The organism is Sediminibacterium sp. TEGAF015 (assembly GCF_025997995.1).
Taxonomy (GTDB): Bacteria; Bacteroidota; Bacteroidia; order Chitinophagales; family Chitinophagaceae; genus Sediminibacterium.
In genome coordinates, this window is record NZ_AP026683.1 from 482,325 (window position 1) to 499,366 (window position 17,042).

The following is a 17,042-nucleotide window of genomic DNA, read 5'->3' on the forward strand; positions in this document are numbered from 1 at the left end:
CAATGACAAATATTATTGAAGCTGTTTATTACGAAAATTGATTTTTCTGATTCGACTGATTCCCAATAAAACACCTGTTATCATAACTAATATTACTAAGGAATAGGCTCCATTATTAATACTGTCTAATTGATATTTTGTGTCGTCGTTCCAGAATAAGTTGAGTACCGTTTGGTATTTAATATTCTTGTAAAGAAATAGACCATATAAAATGGCAAAGTAACATTGAAACAATAAAAACAGATATACAAGTGATGCGAGTGTAGCTACTTCGTGTTCAAAGTTTTCAGGATGTTCTGCGTCTTCTCTTATAACTAAGTATAGGGCATAAAAAAGGTGGAAAATCAAATGTGCCAGACATACCAGTGCAGTATATATTGAATAGTTGGGCTCTGCTAACTCCCTGTAAAACACGATAATGGTTAAAGCGTAGGCTACAAATGGAATTATAAGAGGCCATTGCTTTTTGATGTCGATAGATTTATGCGTGAAAAAATTCTTCACGAATAAAAAAAGCAAAGGACCTAGAATTAATAGAGATCCGTTTGCTACAAAAAATGCTAACCTGTTTATTCCAGAATGTTCACCATATCTAAAATAGTATTGGCTGGCAAAAAGCACTAGGCTTATGATTGTGTATACAAAAATCAATAGCCGTTTGGTTTCCTTATACTTACTTAATAAGAATATAAGCAAAAAGCTGGCTATCCCAACAAATAATGAAGAGATTAGAATCATAGTGTCAATAGGGTAAAAATCAATTGTAAAGTTCAGTAGTCTTGCATTGAATTATTGCCCCTAAAGCTGATTGGTAGTATTAATAATTCTTCAAATACTCCTATTTAATTCTTCATTTCTCTGAATTTGAGACCTGACAATAGTTTTTGAAATATGCCACTAGCTTATAAACAATACAATGTCTCATCCTTACACTAACATGCAAATTTCAGTTAACCTGTCTAGTGACCTGTGGCCTTGACCCGTTCTAAATAAAAAAGCCCCGTCCAATTGGACGGGGCTTTGGTTGAATATATTCTCAGTTGGATTACTTCACAATCACAACAGTAGTAGGAGCGAACTTAACGTTTTTACCTTCTAGTGTTAAGAAATGAGTGCCAATCACACCAGTATTTAATCTTACTGGAACCGCATTTGGTCCTTTAACAACGTTCACTTGTTTAGTGAAGATTGAGCGTCCAGTACCATCATTAATCTTCATGGTGAATTCACCAGCAACTGGGCTTACAAAGCTTGCAGTAAATACATTGTCGGTTACAGGGTTAGGGAATACCTGAATGGTTTTCTCTTCCTGTATTGTTGTATTAATTGCAGGTTTCTCTTTAGTAAAGCTGATGTTGCTGAAAGTTGACGCAACTGGACTGTTTCTTCCTGCATTTACTTCTACAGTAAATACTAGGGTAGTAACGTCTTTTGGATCAATGTTCTTGGTAGAAGCAGCAGACTTGAATTGGCTGAAAGGAATAAAGTATTCTTGCTGACCAGAACCTAATCTGATATCAGTAGTGTATTGGTTTTTCCATTCTGCAATTCCATTCTGGATCATGGTAACTCTTAAGTTGTAACCACCTGCAGCAGTAAACTTAAGACCTGTATATCCAGTTAAATCAGCTTCCATACCGCCAGCTTTTAATAGCTTGAATAAGGAAACAAAGTCAGAACTGTTTGCTTTTACTTCCACGTTTCTTAATACTGGGTATTCGTTTGCAGAAATTACTCGCTTCGCATCATTTGTAACATTGAATGAACTAACGCTGGTCGTATTTCTATTGTAATCGATAGCCCAAGTACCATCAGACATATAAAGGTTGTCTTTTACATCACCGTTTAAGAACATTGAGATAGAACTTTCGTATTTATCTCCAACTGGAACAACAATAGTAGAAGTTCCGTTTGCTTTTACTGTGAATGGTACATTACGAGTAACAATACCTGTAGAAGATTCATTAGATCTGTCTTCGAACTTGAAGAAGCCTGTAGTAGCAGCTGTACCGTTCTTGATTACCAAATTCAAGTTAGCACCTTCACGCTTGCCTGATTCGATATAAGTATCAGGAGTTGCGTTTACAATTGTTTGATTTACCGGAGCAACATCTTTCAATTTAGCCAATACTTCCTTCACCATATCGTTTACGATATTTGGAGAAGCAGCCCAGATCTGGAAGTTGTACATCTGATCTTCGTTAACATAGCTTGTTGTCAAGAACGCACTCTGAAGGTTGAAGTTGTTTCTACCTGCTTTTGCACCAACTGTGAATGCTGTTGCATATTCAAGGTTTCCTTTATCATTTCTGATTTTGTAATTGATAAAGTCGTAACCATCAATTTTTACAGACTCAACATCTAATAAAGTGGCGCCTTTTAATCTATCACAGATAGGCTTAGTGTGATCGTATAGTTCACCCAAAGTCTTGGTTGTGAATGCAACGGCCTTGGTTTCTTTATTGGTATTTACATAGTCAACTGCAAATACTTCTTTTGCATTCGTAAAGCTTACAATGTCTACAGGAGAGCTGTTATAAGCTTTGTAACCTCTGCTTGACAAGTCAGGCATGATACTAGCCAACTGTAAGCTAAATAAGCTATTGGTACTTGTAGAACGAATGGTTCCTTGTACTGGCTCAATAACTGGGAGCTTATTGTAATCAACCGCACCATTCATATCGTTGATGGCATTGTTCAATACACGCTGAGCGATAGCATCACCTAGGCTCTTACTTTCTAAACCACCGCCGCCACCGCCGCTAACAAAAGAAGACTCACGACGATAAAGGATTCTGTAGTTTAATTGAGTAGTACCGTCTTCAGCGGTTACTAGGATTTCTATGATATTGTCCCCTTCTCTAATTAGGAAAGGAGCACTTGCTACACCACTGGTTAATGGAACATAAGCACCAGGTCCCATGCCTGTATCAATTCTTGCCTGGATGGTTGCAAATTGATTTTCAACAGTAGGAGTAACGGTGAAGCTATTAATAGCAGTTAACACATAAGTGTCATAATCTAAGTCAAACTTATTGAATGGTGTATTCAATGCACCTGTAGAAGCAACCAAGTTGCTTAAAAACGCATTGGTACTTACTACTACTGTTAAGTTAGCAGGTACATAAGTAATAGTATAGTTAGAAGCGGTGAAAGTTCCACCTGTTGCTGCACTTGGAACAACCGTATTCGTATTTACAGCGATAGGATCTAAAGCTGCAGCCCCTGTACCATAAGTCATGGTAACAGAACCAATGGTTTCCCAGTTAACCAAACCTGTTGCAGTAAAGGCTGTAACACCAGTGGCTGGTGTTGGAATTACATCACCGTGTTGCTTGGTAACACCATTTGCAGTAATAGTTAATGGAGCAGGAGTAACAGTAATGTTTCCGTTTACATAAGTTATAGTATAGTTAGAAGCTGTGAAAGTACCACCGGTTGCAGCGCTTGGAACTACAGTTCCAGTATTAACGCCTACAGGGCTATTAGGTGTAGCACCTGTACCATAAACGATGGTTACAGAACCGATTGTTTCGCTGTTAACTAAACCTGTAGAAGTAAAGGTAGTCATACCGAATGCACTTACCAAAGTCACTCCATATACTTTTGACACGTTATCAGCAGTAATAGTTAATGAAGCAGGAGTGATGTTAGCGGTTAAACCAGTAGGTTGAGATACAGTGTAGTTTGCAGCTTGTGCTCCAGCGAGGGCGTAACCAGTTACAGTTACAGCTTTAGCATTACCAACGTTTGCATTAGCAAAGGTACCTGTACCACCAGAAACAGTTACAACGTCGCCACTTTCAACACCTACTAATGTAGCTGTACCTGTTAGGGTAGCTGTTGTGTTAGCGTCATACACTTTATTAGAAGCAGTTACACCAGAAATGGTTAAACCCTTTGCAGTGATATCAGCGGTTAAACCAGTAGGTTGAGATACTGTATAGTTACCAGCAGCAGAACCAGACAATGTATATCCAGTAACAGTTACCGCTTTTGCAGTACCAACGTTTGCATCAGCAAAAGTTCCAGTGCCGCCAGCTACTGTTACATTACCTGCATCAGCAACTAAAACACCTACTAGTGTTGCAGTGCCTGTTAAGGTTGCAGAGGTATTTGCGTTATATACTTTATTAGAAGCAGATACACCGGTGATCGTAAGACCAACTGCAGTGATGTCAGCAGTTAAGCCAGTAGGTTGAGTTACTGTATAGTTTGCAGCTTGTGCACCACCAAGTGTATAACCAGTTATGGTTACGGCTTTAGCAGTACCAACATTTGCATTAGCAAAAGCACCCGTACCACCAGAAACTGTTACCACATCACCACTTTCAACACCTACTAAAGTAGCTGTGCCTGTTAGGGTAGCAGTTGTGTTAGCGTCATACACTTTATTAGAAGCAGATACACCAGAGATGGTAAGACCTTTTGCAGTGATGTCAGCAGTTAAACCAGTAGGTTGAGATACGGTGTAGTTTGCAGCTTGTGCACCACCAAGGGTGTAACCAGTTACAGTTACTGCGATACCAGTTCCAACATTGGCAGAAGCAAAAGTACCAGAGCCACCAGAAACCGTTACTACATCACCACTTTCAACACCCACTAAGGTTGCAGTACCTGTTAAGGTAGCAGTTGTATTAGCATTGTATACTTTATTAGAAGCAGTCACACCAGAGATGGTAAGACCTTTTGCAGTGATGTCAGCAGTTAAACCAGTAGGTTGAGATACGGTGTAGTTGGCTGCTTGTGCACCACCAAGGGTGTAACCAGTTACAGTTACTGCGATACCAGTTCCAACATTGGCAGAAGCAAAAGTACCAGAGCCACCAGAAACCGTTACTACATCACCACTTTCAACACCCACTAAGGTTGCAGTACCTGTTAAGGTAGCTGTTGTATTTGCGTTATAGACTTTATTAGAAGCGGTTACACCAGAGATAGTTAAACCTTTAGCAGTGATATCAGCAGTTAAGCCAGTAGGTTGAGAAACAGTATAGTTGGCAGCTTGTGCACCACCAAGGGTGTAACCAGTTACAGTTACTGCGATACCAGTTCCAGCATTAGCAGAAGCAAATGTTCCAGAGCCACCAGAAACCGTTACTACATCACCACTTTCAACACCCACTAAGGTTGCAGTACCTGTTAAAGTAGCTGTTGTATTTGCGTTGTATACTTTATTAGAAGCAGTTATACCAGAGATGGTAAGACCTTTTGCAGTAATATCAGCAGTTAAACCAGTAGGTTGAGAAACAGTATAGTTTGCAGCTTGTGCACCACCAAGGGTGTAACCAGTTACAGTCACTGCGATACCAGTTCCAACATTGGCAGAAGCAAAAGTACCAGAGCCACCAGAAACCGTTACTACATCACCACTTTCAACACCCACTAAGGTTGCAGTACCTGTTAAGGTAGCAGTTGTATTAGCATTGTATACTTTATTAGAAGCAGTCACACCAGAGATGGTAAGACCTTTTGCAGTGATGTCAGCTGTTAAACCAGTAGGTTGAGAGAGAGAGTAATTACCCGCAGCAGAACCTGTAATCGAGTAGCCTGTAACAGTGATTGCTTTAGCAGTACCAACATTTGCATTAGCAAAAGTTGCAGAACCGGATCCGGCTAAAGTTACATTTCCAACATCTCCAAGTTCAACACCGTTTAAAGCTGCAGTTCCAGTGAATGATGCAGAGTTCGTTGCATCATAAGTCTTGTTAGAACCGGTTAAGCCATTAATGGTTAATGTTTTGGGATTAACTGTACTATTGGGAATCGCAACAGTTGTATTAGTGGCACCTTCAACTAAAGTTATGTTTCCACCTGTAATTGTTGCAACGTTCAATCCCCCTACCATTTTTACAAAGATTTGAACAGCAGGTGTTACATCACCCGATACATCTGTGGTAACAACTACAGAATTTCCAAATCCAGTTCCAGTACTTAGGGATACCTGAAAATTGGTTGGGGCTGTAATCGTAATTGGGCTGGATGCAGTCAATCCTGCAGCAGTAAAAGTAAACGATTGTTCACCAGATTCTGAAGGATACGTTGCAGTAAACGCAGTAATACTACCAGTAGGAGTAATCGTCTGCGCCACCAGATTAAATCCAGTCAACAAGAGAAAAAGGGGCATCAAAATTTTGAGTAAAATTTTTGATTTCATGAGCCTAGTTTTTAATGAATAATTTTAAAATGCCGTGCTTGAATCATAAGCAGTTAGGGGGATACGGATAGCTCAAGTATACGCGCATTTGTGGTAAAATTAGCTAATATGTTCTCTTTATTGTAAGCTATTCCGCATTTGATATCAATTTTTAGGGGTTTCCAAAATTGGGAATCATGTTTTCTTATTGCAACAAATTTTTCAAAGCAGATTTTTTTATAATAAATACCAAAGACTTGGTAGCTTTTTGCGAATTTTTAGCATATAAATAACTAAAATTCAATATTTTATGAAAAACAGTGTTAAAATCAGACAATCCGTTTTAACAAATGAAGGCCAAACTTTGACTTAAATACCCCAGATTCTGCGCCTTTTAAAATGTGGATAACTTTTTTAATTTTCTTTTAATCAGCATCTTTTGTCAAAGTTTAGTCATCAATTGTGATTTTTATGCAGATTTGGATTTAGCCCATAGATTTGCCATCCAAAACAAACCCCTTGAGAAAAATAACATTCTTTGCCATAGCGACTACAATTTTTAGTCAGACTACTGCACAACAAGCGGTAATGTCTTCAAAGCAAACCTCAACCCCTTTAGATCCCATTACAGTTACTAGTTCGTCAATTGAAACGAGGGCTTCCAAAACTGGAAGAAATATTACGGTAATTACTGCAAAAGATATTGCGCAACTTCCAGTAAGAACTCCCGACGAGCTTTTGCGCTTTTTACCAGGGATTGATGTACAAACTAGAGGTGCACTAGGAGCACAAAGTGATATTAGTATGCGTGGAGGTACTTTTCAACAAGTATTGGTTATTCTAGATGGTCTAAGATTAAACGATCCCAACACTGGACATTTTAGTGGATATATACCGGTTGTTTTAGATGAGATTGAGAGAATTGAAATTTTAAAAGGGGCATCTTCCGGAATTTTTGGTTCTGATGCCGTTGGGGGAGTAATCTATATCACAACTAAAAGTTTTGCAAAACAGAAAGTTGAAGGCAAGAGGGGGATTATACAAGCAGCTGGCGGAGATTTCGGATTATTGAGTAGTTCTGGATATTACAGCGTTTCTAATCCCACCCATCACTTACAAATTTCTGCTTTGAGGAATCGTGCCGATGGACCAAAGCAAAGAGGTATCAACGGATATATGCAAGAAGATGCGTTTTCATTTGCTTTGAGTAAGCAGAAAAATAACTGGCAAACTTCTTTTAGATCGGCGTACAATGAAAGAGAATTTGCGGCACAAAATTTTTATACTTCATTTGTTTCGGATACTGCAGTTGAAAAAGTAAAAATTTTCTGGAATCAATTCAATGCGAATTATCAGAAGAATAAAGATCAACTGGCCATTTATGCAGGGTTTAAAAATACAGAAGACAATTATCGTTTTAGTTCGGTTTCTTCTGCGAACTCTAGCTTTTCTAATCTCTTTCAATTTAACTCGGTTTATACCAGAATGGCAACAGAGCAAACCAAATTCTCTTTGGGGGCTCAATACATTGGAAGGAATATTCGTTCCAACGATAGAGGCAGACATACTGTAAATCAGTTCGCTGTTTATGGTATAGTCCAACATGCTTTTACAAGCCGTTTCAATACGAATGCATCTTTGCGAACTGAACATACAGAGAATGCAGGTTGGATGCTGGTGCCACAAGTAAATCTTTCTTACCAATTGAATCAATTACAATTCAGAGCCAGTGCTGGTTATGCATATCGTAATGCAGACTTTACTGAACTATATAATAACTATAATAGAACCGGGGTAAGAAGCGGATCAATTGGGAATCCCAATTTGTCTGCAGAAAGAAGTATGAATTACGAATTGGGAATCGATTGGCAGCCGAATTCATTTGGTAAGTGGTCATTCAGTTTATTTAGTAGAGATAGTAGAGACTTGATTGACTGGTCCCTTACTGCTTATGCAGACATGCCGCGAAAAGAAAACCTAGTGGTGAATGGAAATTATTTCCTTGCGAAAAATCAGAATCGTATTACCGTTTCGGGATTGGAACTGGATTATATGCTGGAGAAAAAATTGAACGAACAAAATGCTATTCGATTAAAAGCAGGATTAATTTGGTTGAATACAGAAAGTAAGCAAGGGCCATTGAGTTTTTATCTTTCCTCTGCACCTAAATTTCTTGCCAATTTTTCCACTGGTATCAAAGTCAAAAATTTAGATATAAGCTTTACAGGGTTGTATAAAAGCAGGGCTACTCAAAACGGCAATGCACTGCTAGTACCATTGAGTAGCGAATATTTTGTAATGAATTCCAAAGTCAATTTGTATTTCAATAAAGTAAAGCATGTTTTGTTTTTACAAGCAGACAATCTATTGAATCAATCTATCAATGATTTTGTAGGAACACCTTTGCCAGGCAGATGGTTGCAAGGAGGATTTAGATTTATTTTCTAAATATACTACTCGCTTACGCAGCCATTTCTTTCAATGCTGTTACAAAATTATCTAGTTCTTTTAGCGTTGTAAAAACATTGGGTGTAATGCGACAACCATGTACACCAGCTCCATCAATGGCTACGGTATAAATTTTATATTTGTTCAGCAGGGTAGTTGCCATATCAGCGGGTTTCATTTCTTTGATTCCCACGTTGGCTATTGCGCAGGAGCGTTGATTATCTATTGGTGTATTCAAAATAATATTTGGTATATCGGCAACTTGTTTTGTCCAATATTGTTGGAGAAAACGCAAACGTTTTTCTTTATTATCGGCACCTATTTGAAAATGAAAGTCTATAGCAAATTGAAGTGCTAAATACGTATGAACCGGATTGGTGCCAAAATGATTCAAGCGATTCATTCCTTTTATTGTTTCATTCTCCCCCAATAATGGCCAAATTTTTTCTTGGTGTTTTTTCTTAATATACAATAAGCCAACACCCAACGGCACTGCCAGCCATTTATGCAAACTTGCACCATAATAGTCGCAGTTTAAATCTGGAATTTTAAATTGAATATGAGCAATGGCATGTGCTCCATCTACCATTACTTCAACCCCATATTTATGTGCCATATCGCAGATTTTTTTTACGGGCATTATTTGACCCGTAATATTGATCATATGACAGATCATAATCAACTTGGTTTTTGGCGTAATGGCTCTCTCATATAAGGAAACGATTTCCTCATCTGAAGCTGGGTGATTCGGTATGGAAAGAATGGTATTCTTAATGCCATATCGTTTTGCAACTTGTTTAAACATATCAATCATTGCGCCATAGTCCTGTTCTGCAAAAATGGCTTCATCCTCTTTTTGCCAGGGATAACCACTAATAATTAAATCAAGAGACTCAGTTGTATTTCTTGTTAATACAATTTCTTCAGGATCAGAACCGGTAAACGCTGCAATCGCTTTGTTTTTCTCGGCTCTCTCAGCAAATTGTTTGGTTCTCATGTAAAAAGAAGCATGATAGTTTACTTCTTTAATGACTGATAGGTATTTATCCAATGTAGGTTCGGGAAGTAAATTATAATAACCACTTTCCAGATTGATATAGTCAGGTTTTATTTTATATAATCGTCTAATGCCAGCCCAAAAGTTTTCGTCCTCTGCCAATGGTATTGTATTATTTTTTATAGGCAAGATTATTTCTGAAGACATGGCTTTACTGATTTCGGGTATAGCTAGTCCAGATAATGCAAAACTTTTTATAAATGATCTTTTATTCATGCTGCAATCTTGTTTTCTAAAGTTAATAATAATCAGGCTTTAGCAAGGTTGTTTTTCTTAATTTCATTCCATGGGTAAACAGCTATTTTGTGTAATGCTGATAGTAGCGTTAGTTTCAACTGCATGGTCTCAGGGGAGTGCACCTTTGTATAAAAATCCACGCTATGCTATTGCTGAAAGGGTGGAAGATCTTCTTCAAAGAATGACACCTGTAGAAAAGTTTTGGCAGTTATTCATGATTCCTGGTGATTTAGGCGATCAGCCTGATTTATACAAGGATGGACTCTTTGGTTTTCAAGTAAGTGCAGCTACAGCAGGAAATACCGCAGGCAATCAAATGCTTAACTATAACACTAAAGAAGACGCCCTTTCATTGGCGAAAAAAATAAATCAGATTCAATCTTATTTTATTCATCAAACCCGTTTGGGTATTCCTATCATTCCATTTGATGAAGCTTTGCATGGGCTGGTTCGTAATGGGGCAACAGCTTTTCCTCAGTCCATTGCATTGGCAGCCAGTTTTGATACCAGTTTAATGGGAGCTATTTCTCGTGCCATTGCCATTGAGTCTAGAGCAAGGGGGATAAGGGATATACTTTCACCCGTACTGAATATTGCAACGGATGTAAGATGGGGCAGAACAGAAGAAACCTATGGCGAAGACCCCTTATTGGTATCTTATATGGCAGGAACCTATATTCGTAATTTGGAAGGTAATGGCATTGTTACTAATCCCAAACATTTTATTGCAAATGTAGGAGAGGGAGGCAGAGACAGCTATCCAATTCATGCCAGTGAACTTTTATTAAATGAATTGCATTTGCCTCCGTTTAAATATGCTATTGAACAAGCCGGAGCTAGATCTATCATGACGTCCTATAATTCGCTAAACGGAGTGCCTGCTACCGCTAATGAGTGGCTGTTGAATAAGAAACTAAAAAAGGATTGGGTCTTTAGAGGTTTTGTGATTTCTGATGCCGGAGCGGTAGGTGGTTCTACGGTTTTGCATCATACAACTGCTGATTATCCTGCATCTGCTGCTGATGCTATCAATAATGGACTCGATGTGATTTTTCAAACACAGTACAAGCACCATGAATTGTTTATGCCTCCTTTTTTAGATGGGAGGATTCCAATAGAAAGAATAAATGATGCGGTAAGAAGAGTATTGCGTATAAAGTTTGAACTGGGGCTTTTTGATCAACCTTTTGTGGATGAAAAGGAAGCAGCTAAATGGATAAACAATTCTTCTCACAAAGCATTGGCAAAATCAGCTGCGGAAAAATCTTTTGTGTTGCTTAAAAATCAGAACCAGATTTTACCCATACAATCTTCAGTTAAAAAAATTGCAGTAATTGGTGAGGATGCCATAAGGGGTAGACTGGGAGGTTACAGCGGTCCAGGCAATGGTATAGTTTCCATTTTTGATGGGATAAAAGCTGCTGCAGGGAGTAACAAACAAGTGTTTTATTCCAAAGGGGCTACTGTTCAATCCGATAATTTTTCAATTATCCCGGAAGAAAATTTACGTACCGATGCATCTGGCAAAACTAAGGGGCTAACTGCCAGTTATTTCAATACGCTGGAGCCAGGGGGGCTTCCTTTAAAATCTGTTTTGTTACATGAACTGAAGGAGTCATATACATTTTTATCACCTGATAGTAGTCTGGATGTGAATCATTTTTCTGTTCGTTATACTGGTGTTCTTTTACCTGATAAAACAGCCAAATACCAGTTGGCATTAGAAGGGAACGATGGGTTCAGAATGTATATAGATGATCGGTTAGTGATTAATCAATGGAGTAAGGTTTCTTATAGAAGAGTGCCTGTTACAATAATGCTGGAGAAGGGAAAGCAATATGCCATTCGCATTGAATTTTATGAGTCAAAAGGAAATGCCAGCATAAAATTACTTTGGGATAGAGGGATTACAGATAACCGTCAACAATTGATTACAGATGCAGTTGCTGTAGCCAAAAAATCGGATATGGCAATTATTGTAGCGGGTATTCATGAAGGAGAGTTTCAGGACAGATCTCGTCTTTCTCTTTCTGACTATCAGGAAAAATTGATTGAAGCAGTTACTGCCACCGGAAAACCTGTGGTAGTAATGTTGACAGGTGGAAGTGCTATTACAATGGAAAAATGGCTGGATAAAGTAAAGGGTGTAATGATGCTTTGGTATCCGGGCGAAGAAGGAGGAAATGCAGTAGCAGATATTTTATTTGGGAAAAAAAATCCTGCAGGAAGATTACCTATTACTTTTCCAGTAAGTGAAGGGCAAGTGCCATTGGTTTATAATCATAAACCAACCGGTAGGGGGGATGATTATCATGATCTAAGTGGAGAGCCCTTATTTCCTTTTGGTTATGGATTAAGCTATACAGAATTTGCATATAGTAACCTTCGTTTTAGTTTGGATAGCCTTAATGAAACAGAGAGTATACAAGTGTTTGTAGATGTACAGAATACAGGAAAAGTGGCTGGAGAAGAAGTGGTTCAGTTGTATATTAACAATATACTTTCTTCGGTTGCGACGCCAGTTTTGTCTTTAAAGCATTTCAAAAGAATACAACTCTTGCCGGGGGAAAAAAAGACAATTGATTTTGTAATGGACAGTACATTTTTTCAATTGATTAATAAAGAGGGAAAAACAGTTTTTGAACCAGGCTGGGTTAACATCATGATTGGAAAAAGTAGCAGAGAATTGGTACTCAAGAAGAAATTAAAACTTTGGAAAACAGAAAGCGGAACGCATTAATTATGTTTTGTGCACGGAAACTCTATAGTTATTGTAGTCCCTACATTTTCTTCACTTTCAAGTGATATTTTCCCGTTTTGCATGTCTACAAAGTTTTTGACCAATACCAATCCCAGCCCGTTTCCTTTGATATTTTTAGTGTTGGATCCTCTAAAATAGGAACTGAATAGTTTCACTTTTTCCTGACTAGGGATGCCAATTCCATAGTCCTTTACAATAATGCTAGTGCTGTCTATTTCAAACTTAACCATGATTTCAGGTGCCTTTCTATCTTTTGAATATTTAATTGCATTAGCAATAATATTGTCAAGAATATGCATCATGAGTATTTCGTCGAGCAACATGTTACAGGGTTCACCTGTAACAGTTAAATCAATCTGGCGCTCGTCTTTATTCATTAATGCTATTCTGTTGATAGAATTTTGTATGATTGGAATAATAGAAATGTCTTTTTTGTTGACAGTGATTTTACCCGATTCCATTCTTCCAACAGTAAGGAACTCTGTAATTACATAAGTAAGCCTGTCTATTTCTTTATCCATTACCTGTAATCGTTTGGTAAGTTCTTCAGGTAGTTCAATTTTTAATTTTTTCAAATAAATATCCAGTATTTCCATACTGGTTCTGAATATGGTTAATGGTGTTCTGAATTCATGAGATACATTAGTAACAAATTCAGACTTAATTCTATTCAGTTCAATTTCCTTTTCCAACGCTTTGTTAGCAGATATGTCAATTGCGGTTACAGAAATATGCGTGGGTACATTTTGTTCGTTTCTATGCAATAAAACGACCTGCCATACGGTAACTTCTTTGTTTTTTAAATTGACATAGGTATTAGAGCCAATCCAACTGCCTTCTTTTAGCAAAATATTTAATAACTCTTCTAAAGTAAAAGCAGCATCTAGAATTTTAAAATTTCTTAAATCAATTTGGCTGGTATCAGTAGATTCATCCAAGCCAATCTTTCTTAACAGCGCTTTATTGGCATATGTGAATTTGAAATTTAAATCAAATGTGGCAAAGAAAGCAGGTGTGTTATCTAATATATCTAGTAATTCTTCCTGTTTCTGAACCAAGGATTTTCTCTCTTTTGTGATATCGCTGAAGGTGCAAATGACATGGTCAAAGTTTCCAGATAAATCAAATTGTGGCTCTGCATTCACTAAGAGCCACACCCTATCGTGCGTCATAGGCCTATATACCCCCATCACCACATCTCTTACCGGTTTTTGTGTAGCAATTGATACGGGAACGGGATGTTCATTGCCTGGGAAGGGGGAGCCATCACTGTGTATCACATTCCAATCTGGATCAAAAGAAGTTTTACCTAATAATTGGTCTTCAGTAAGGCCAAGCATTTCCAGTGCAGGCTGATTACATAGAGTAATTTCGGCATTTTGTTTTTGAATGATTATACCAATATTGATATTTTGTATTAGTGAACGATAATGTTTTTCATTGTTTTTGAGCTCAGAAATATTTCTTCCTATAGCAAAAGTGTCTTTGGTTTGCTCATCCCATATTAGACTCCAGGATAAATAAATTTCAATATTGTCTTTATTTAGGAATCTATTTTCAAAATTGTAAATTTTGCCCTTTTCCCTTACGGCTAAAAAAGCCTCTTTCGTTGCAACCTTGTCTTGTGTAACTACATTATCTAAAATAGAAGTGCCTGTTATAGAATCTGCGGGATATCCCAATATCAATTCTGAAGATTTACTGCAGAAAAGAATTTTCCCGTCTAAATTGATGATTTGTATTAAATCGAGCGATAAATCAAGTACTCTAATGATATCTGGATTCTGAAATGTAGACATACTCTAAATTACTGAATAATGATATATTGGATTTTTTTTGAAGGTTTATTTATATGAAAAGATGTGTCTGTTATTTAGTAAATTACCGTCACAATTCCTGGTGATGAGATTTTGCTTTTTATGCTTTTTTCTATTTTTCTATACGCTTTCCAATGCTCAGGAGAATTATCCGATTCCGGCGCCCACTGAAAATAGATTATTCATTATTCAGCACAGCAAGAATCATAATACATACGTGTACGATGCTAATTTTACCATTGACAAAATGTTAAATGAAAAAGATCCTGTGTTGGTTTACCGGGTTGTTTACACAGATGGAGGTATTATTAAGCCCCTGACGGCTATTCAAAGAAAGCTGGCCTATGGCATTCATGCTAGTAAAATTGCTGACAAATTATATAAGCTCAAACTGGTTTCCTACGGCGGATTAAGTCTTTTGATGAAAATTGGACAGGATGGGAAAGCGTTTGTTGAAGCCCATATCCAGAATCAAACAATTATTATGACCAGGCTGTTCTTGAAAATGAAAGAGGGGAGAAGTGACTTCAATCCTAAACTTGAACAAGTTATTTTATATGGATTCGACGGTTCAGGTAATAGAACGCAATTAAAAATAATTCCAGAATAATAGTATGATAAAACGATTGTATTTACTGATGATTGTATGGATGAGTGTTTTTTCATTGCTTGCCCAGCAACTTAATTTCCAATCCATCTATGCTCATCAGGCAAAATCTGTTTACGGAGTAGGTGAGAAGATATACAGTAAGTTATACATTCGCCAAAATAACAGGCTATTGATGCAGCCTGTAAATGTGTATGTAGATTGGTATAATCCAGAAGGATTATTACTTGAGCATCAGATTTACCTGGCTCAGAAAGGAGGAGCTGATATTGGTTTTGTTACTCCTAAAGAGTATCAGTTTTCATTTCTTAGAATGAGGGCTTACACGCTGGTTTCCATTAATCAATTACCCGAATTTCGTTATTGCGATCAAGTGGTAGCTATATATCAATCTGGTGCAGGCAATCTTACACCCGATTCAGCAATAAATACATTTAACAGTACAGCATCGACCCATCAAACAGAAGGTATGCTGGAAATTAAAAAAAATAAACAATCGTTAGATGCAAAAGGTAAGGTTGAATGGTCTTTGGTAAATAAAACTGGTGATTTTTTAAATCTCTCTGTTTCAATAGTTGAGGAAGAAACGTTTATACCAGGCATTTACAACATTTTAAAAGACTTCAGGACAGGTAACCAGACCTTTGTTCAAAAAGCACCTCCCTATACTGATGCGTTTGTTCAGGTAAAAGGTGTAATCAAATCTGACCCGGCAGCATTAAAGAATGCTATGGTTTCTTTTTCTTTGATGAAGAGAGGTACTGTTCCGGTAATTGATCAGGTTCCTGTTACAGATAGCGGAACCTTTTTGGTTGATCGTTTGGTTATTAATGATTCTGCTACACTGGGTATTCAGCTGGATACCCGTCAGAAGAAAAGGGAAAAGTTGGCTTTGCAATATCAGCAATTGGGTTTGTTTACAGATGCACCAACCTATGTGAATGATTTCGGCTATCCTTTGCCTGAGTTAAGGTTTCAATCCCCCAAAGCCCGTGAACTTGCTATGTATGTACCAGCTGAGAATGAAGTAGTGGTGTATAGTACAAGCAAAAGTCCGCTGCAGGTTCTGGAAGATAAATACACAACTGGGCTTTTTAAGGGTGGTGATGCAATCGGCTTTAATATGATGACTCCGAATGCCATTTCTTTTCCCAATATTTTTGAGTTTTTAAAGGGCAAAGTACCGGGGCTGCAAATATTTTTTGACACCGATTCTATGGGGCAAAAAAGTATGCCCCGCTTATTTTGGAGATCACAACAGGATATGCTGAAATTTTTTCTGAATCAGGTGAATGTAGATATTGAAACCATTTTAACCCTGAACATTAATGAAATTGCTTTCATAAAGGTTTTCAAGCCCCCTTTTTTAGGGGCAGCTATGGGAGCTCCAAATGGAGCAATTGCCATATATACCAAACTCGGGGATGAAGCCAATTACATTCCCAAAGGGTCTAAGCTTACACAAATTCCTATTAAAGGGTTTACCAGTTATCTGCCGTTTAGCGGACCTCAATACAAGTCTGAAAAACAGAAATCAGTAATTGATAAACGCAAATTGCTCCATTGGGCTTCCTCCTTGTATTTAAGTAAGGAACAGCCTGAATACACAATCAGTTATTATAACAATGACAGAAGTAAAATGCATAGGGTTGTAGTTGAAGGTGTCCAGCAAAATGGAAATCTGATTAGGAAAGAGTTTATTTTGGAGTAAAACAAGCGAACTTATTTTGCTATTTATAATGTTTGATTTATATTTGCAGCCCGTTAACGGAATGGCTGCGTAGCTCAACTGAATAGAGCATCTGACTACGGATCAGAAGGTTTTAGGTTTGAATCCTAACGCGGTCACTAAAAGCCACTGTAACTCTTGTTATGGTGGCTTTTTTAGTAAGGATTTGTCAGGAATCAGTCATGTTCATAAATAATTCTTAAGTAAATAATCAATGTACCAACATTTATTGTAATTTTGGACTCTCAAA

8 protein-coding genes and 1 tRNA gene are annotated in these 17,042 nt (G+C 37.6%); 5 read left to right on the forward strand and 4 right to left on the reverse strand.

Going from position 1 to position 17,042, the window contains the following annotated elements:
• Positions 1–12: 12 nt before the first annotated feature.
• Together TEGAF0_RS02220 and TEGAF0_RS02225 are read right to left on the reverse strand one after the other, a co-directional pair.
• Complete coding sequence (locus TEGAF0_RS02220) at positions 13–504, reverse strand: hypothetical protein (RefSeq protein ID WP_264899702.1); 492 nt, start codon at positions 502–504, stop codon at positions 13–15.
• Positions 505–1,045: 541 nt separating this feature from the next.
• Positions 1,046–6,157: a beta strand repeat-containing protein gene (locus TEGAF0_RS02225; RefSeq protein WP_264899703.1), complete on the reverse strand. Its 5,112-nt coding sequence runs from the start codon at positions 6,155–6,157 to the stop codon at positions 1,046–1,048.
• Positions 6,158–6,655: 498 nt separating this feature from the next.
• Between TEGAF0_RS02225 and TEGAF0_RS02230 the strand changes: the two genes are divergently transcribed.
• Entirely contained in the window at positions 6,656–8,584 is a 1,929-nt protein-coding gene (locus TEGAF0_RS02230; protein WP_264899705.1) for a TonB-dependent receptor plug domain-containing protein, read from the forward strand.
• Between the two features lie 13 nt (positions 8,585–8,597).
• Here TEGAF0_RS02230 and TEGAF0_RS02235 read toward each other — a convergent pair whose 3' ends face one another.
• Positions 8,598–9,857, reverse strand: coding sequence for an aminotransferase class V-fold PLP-dependent enzyme (locus TEGAF0_RS02235; protein WP_264899707.1), 1,260 nt, complete (start codon positions 9,855–9,857; stop codon positions 8,598–8,600).
• Between the two features lie 70 nt (positions 9,858–9,927).
• Between TEGAF0_RS02235 and TEGAF0_RS02240 the strand changes: the two genes are divergently transcribed.
• Positions 9,928–12,618 carry a beta-glucosidase gene (locus tag TEGAF0_RS02240; protein ID WP_264899708.1) on the forward strand — a complete coding sequence of 897 codons (2,691 nt, stop codon included), beginning with the start codon at positions 9,928–9,930 and terminating at the stop codon, positions 12,616–12,618.
• Here the strand turns inward: TEGAF0_RS02240 and TEGAF0_RS02245 are convergent.
• Complete coding sequence (locus TEGAF0_RS02245) at positions 12,615–14,438, reverse strand: sensor histidine kinase (RefSeq protein WP_264899709.1); 1,824 nt, start codon at positions 14,436–14,438, stop codon at positions 12,615–12,617. The genes TEGAF0_RS02240 and TEGAF0_RS02245 overlap by 4 nt on opposite strands.
• A gap of 103 nt (positions 14,439–14,541) precedes the next feature.
• Here TEGAF0_RS02245 and TEGAF0_RS02250 point away from each other — a divergent pair, with 103 nt between their 5' ends.
• From TEGAF0_RS02250 to TEGAF0_RS02260, 3 genes are all read left to right on the forward strand, one after another.
• Complete coding sequence (locus TEGAF0_RS02250; protein WP_264899710.1) at positions 14,542–15,066, forward strand: DUF4833 domain-containing protein; 525 nt, start codon at positions 14,542–14,544, stop codon at positions 15,064–15,066.
• Between the two features lie 4 nt (positions 15,067–15,070).
• Positions 15,071–16,774 carry a hypothetical protein gene (locus TEGAF0_RS02255; RefSeq protein WP_264899711.1) on the forward strand — a complete coding sequence of 568 codons (1,704 nt, stop codon included), beginning with the start codon at positions 15,071–15,073 and terminating at the stop codon, positions 16,772–16,774.
• A gap of 63 nt (positions 16,775–16,837) precedes the next feature.
• Positions 16,838–16,911, forward strand: a tRNA-Arg gene (locus tag TEGAF0_RS02260).
• Positions 16,912–17,042: the final 131 nt, after the last annotated feature.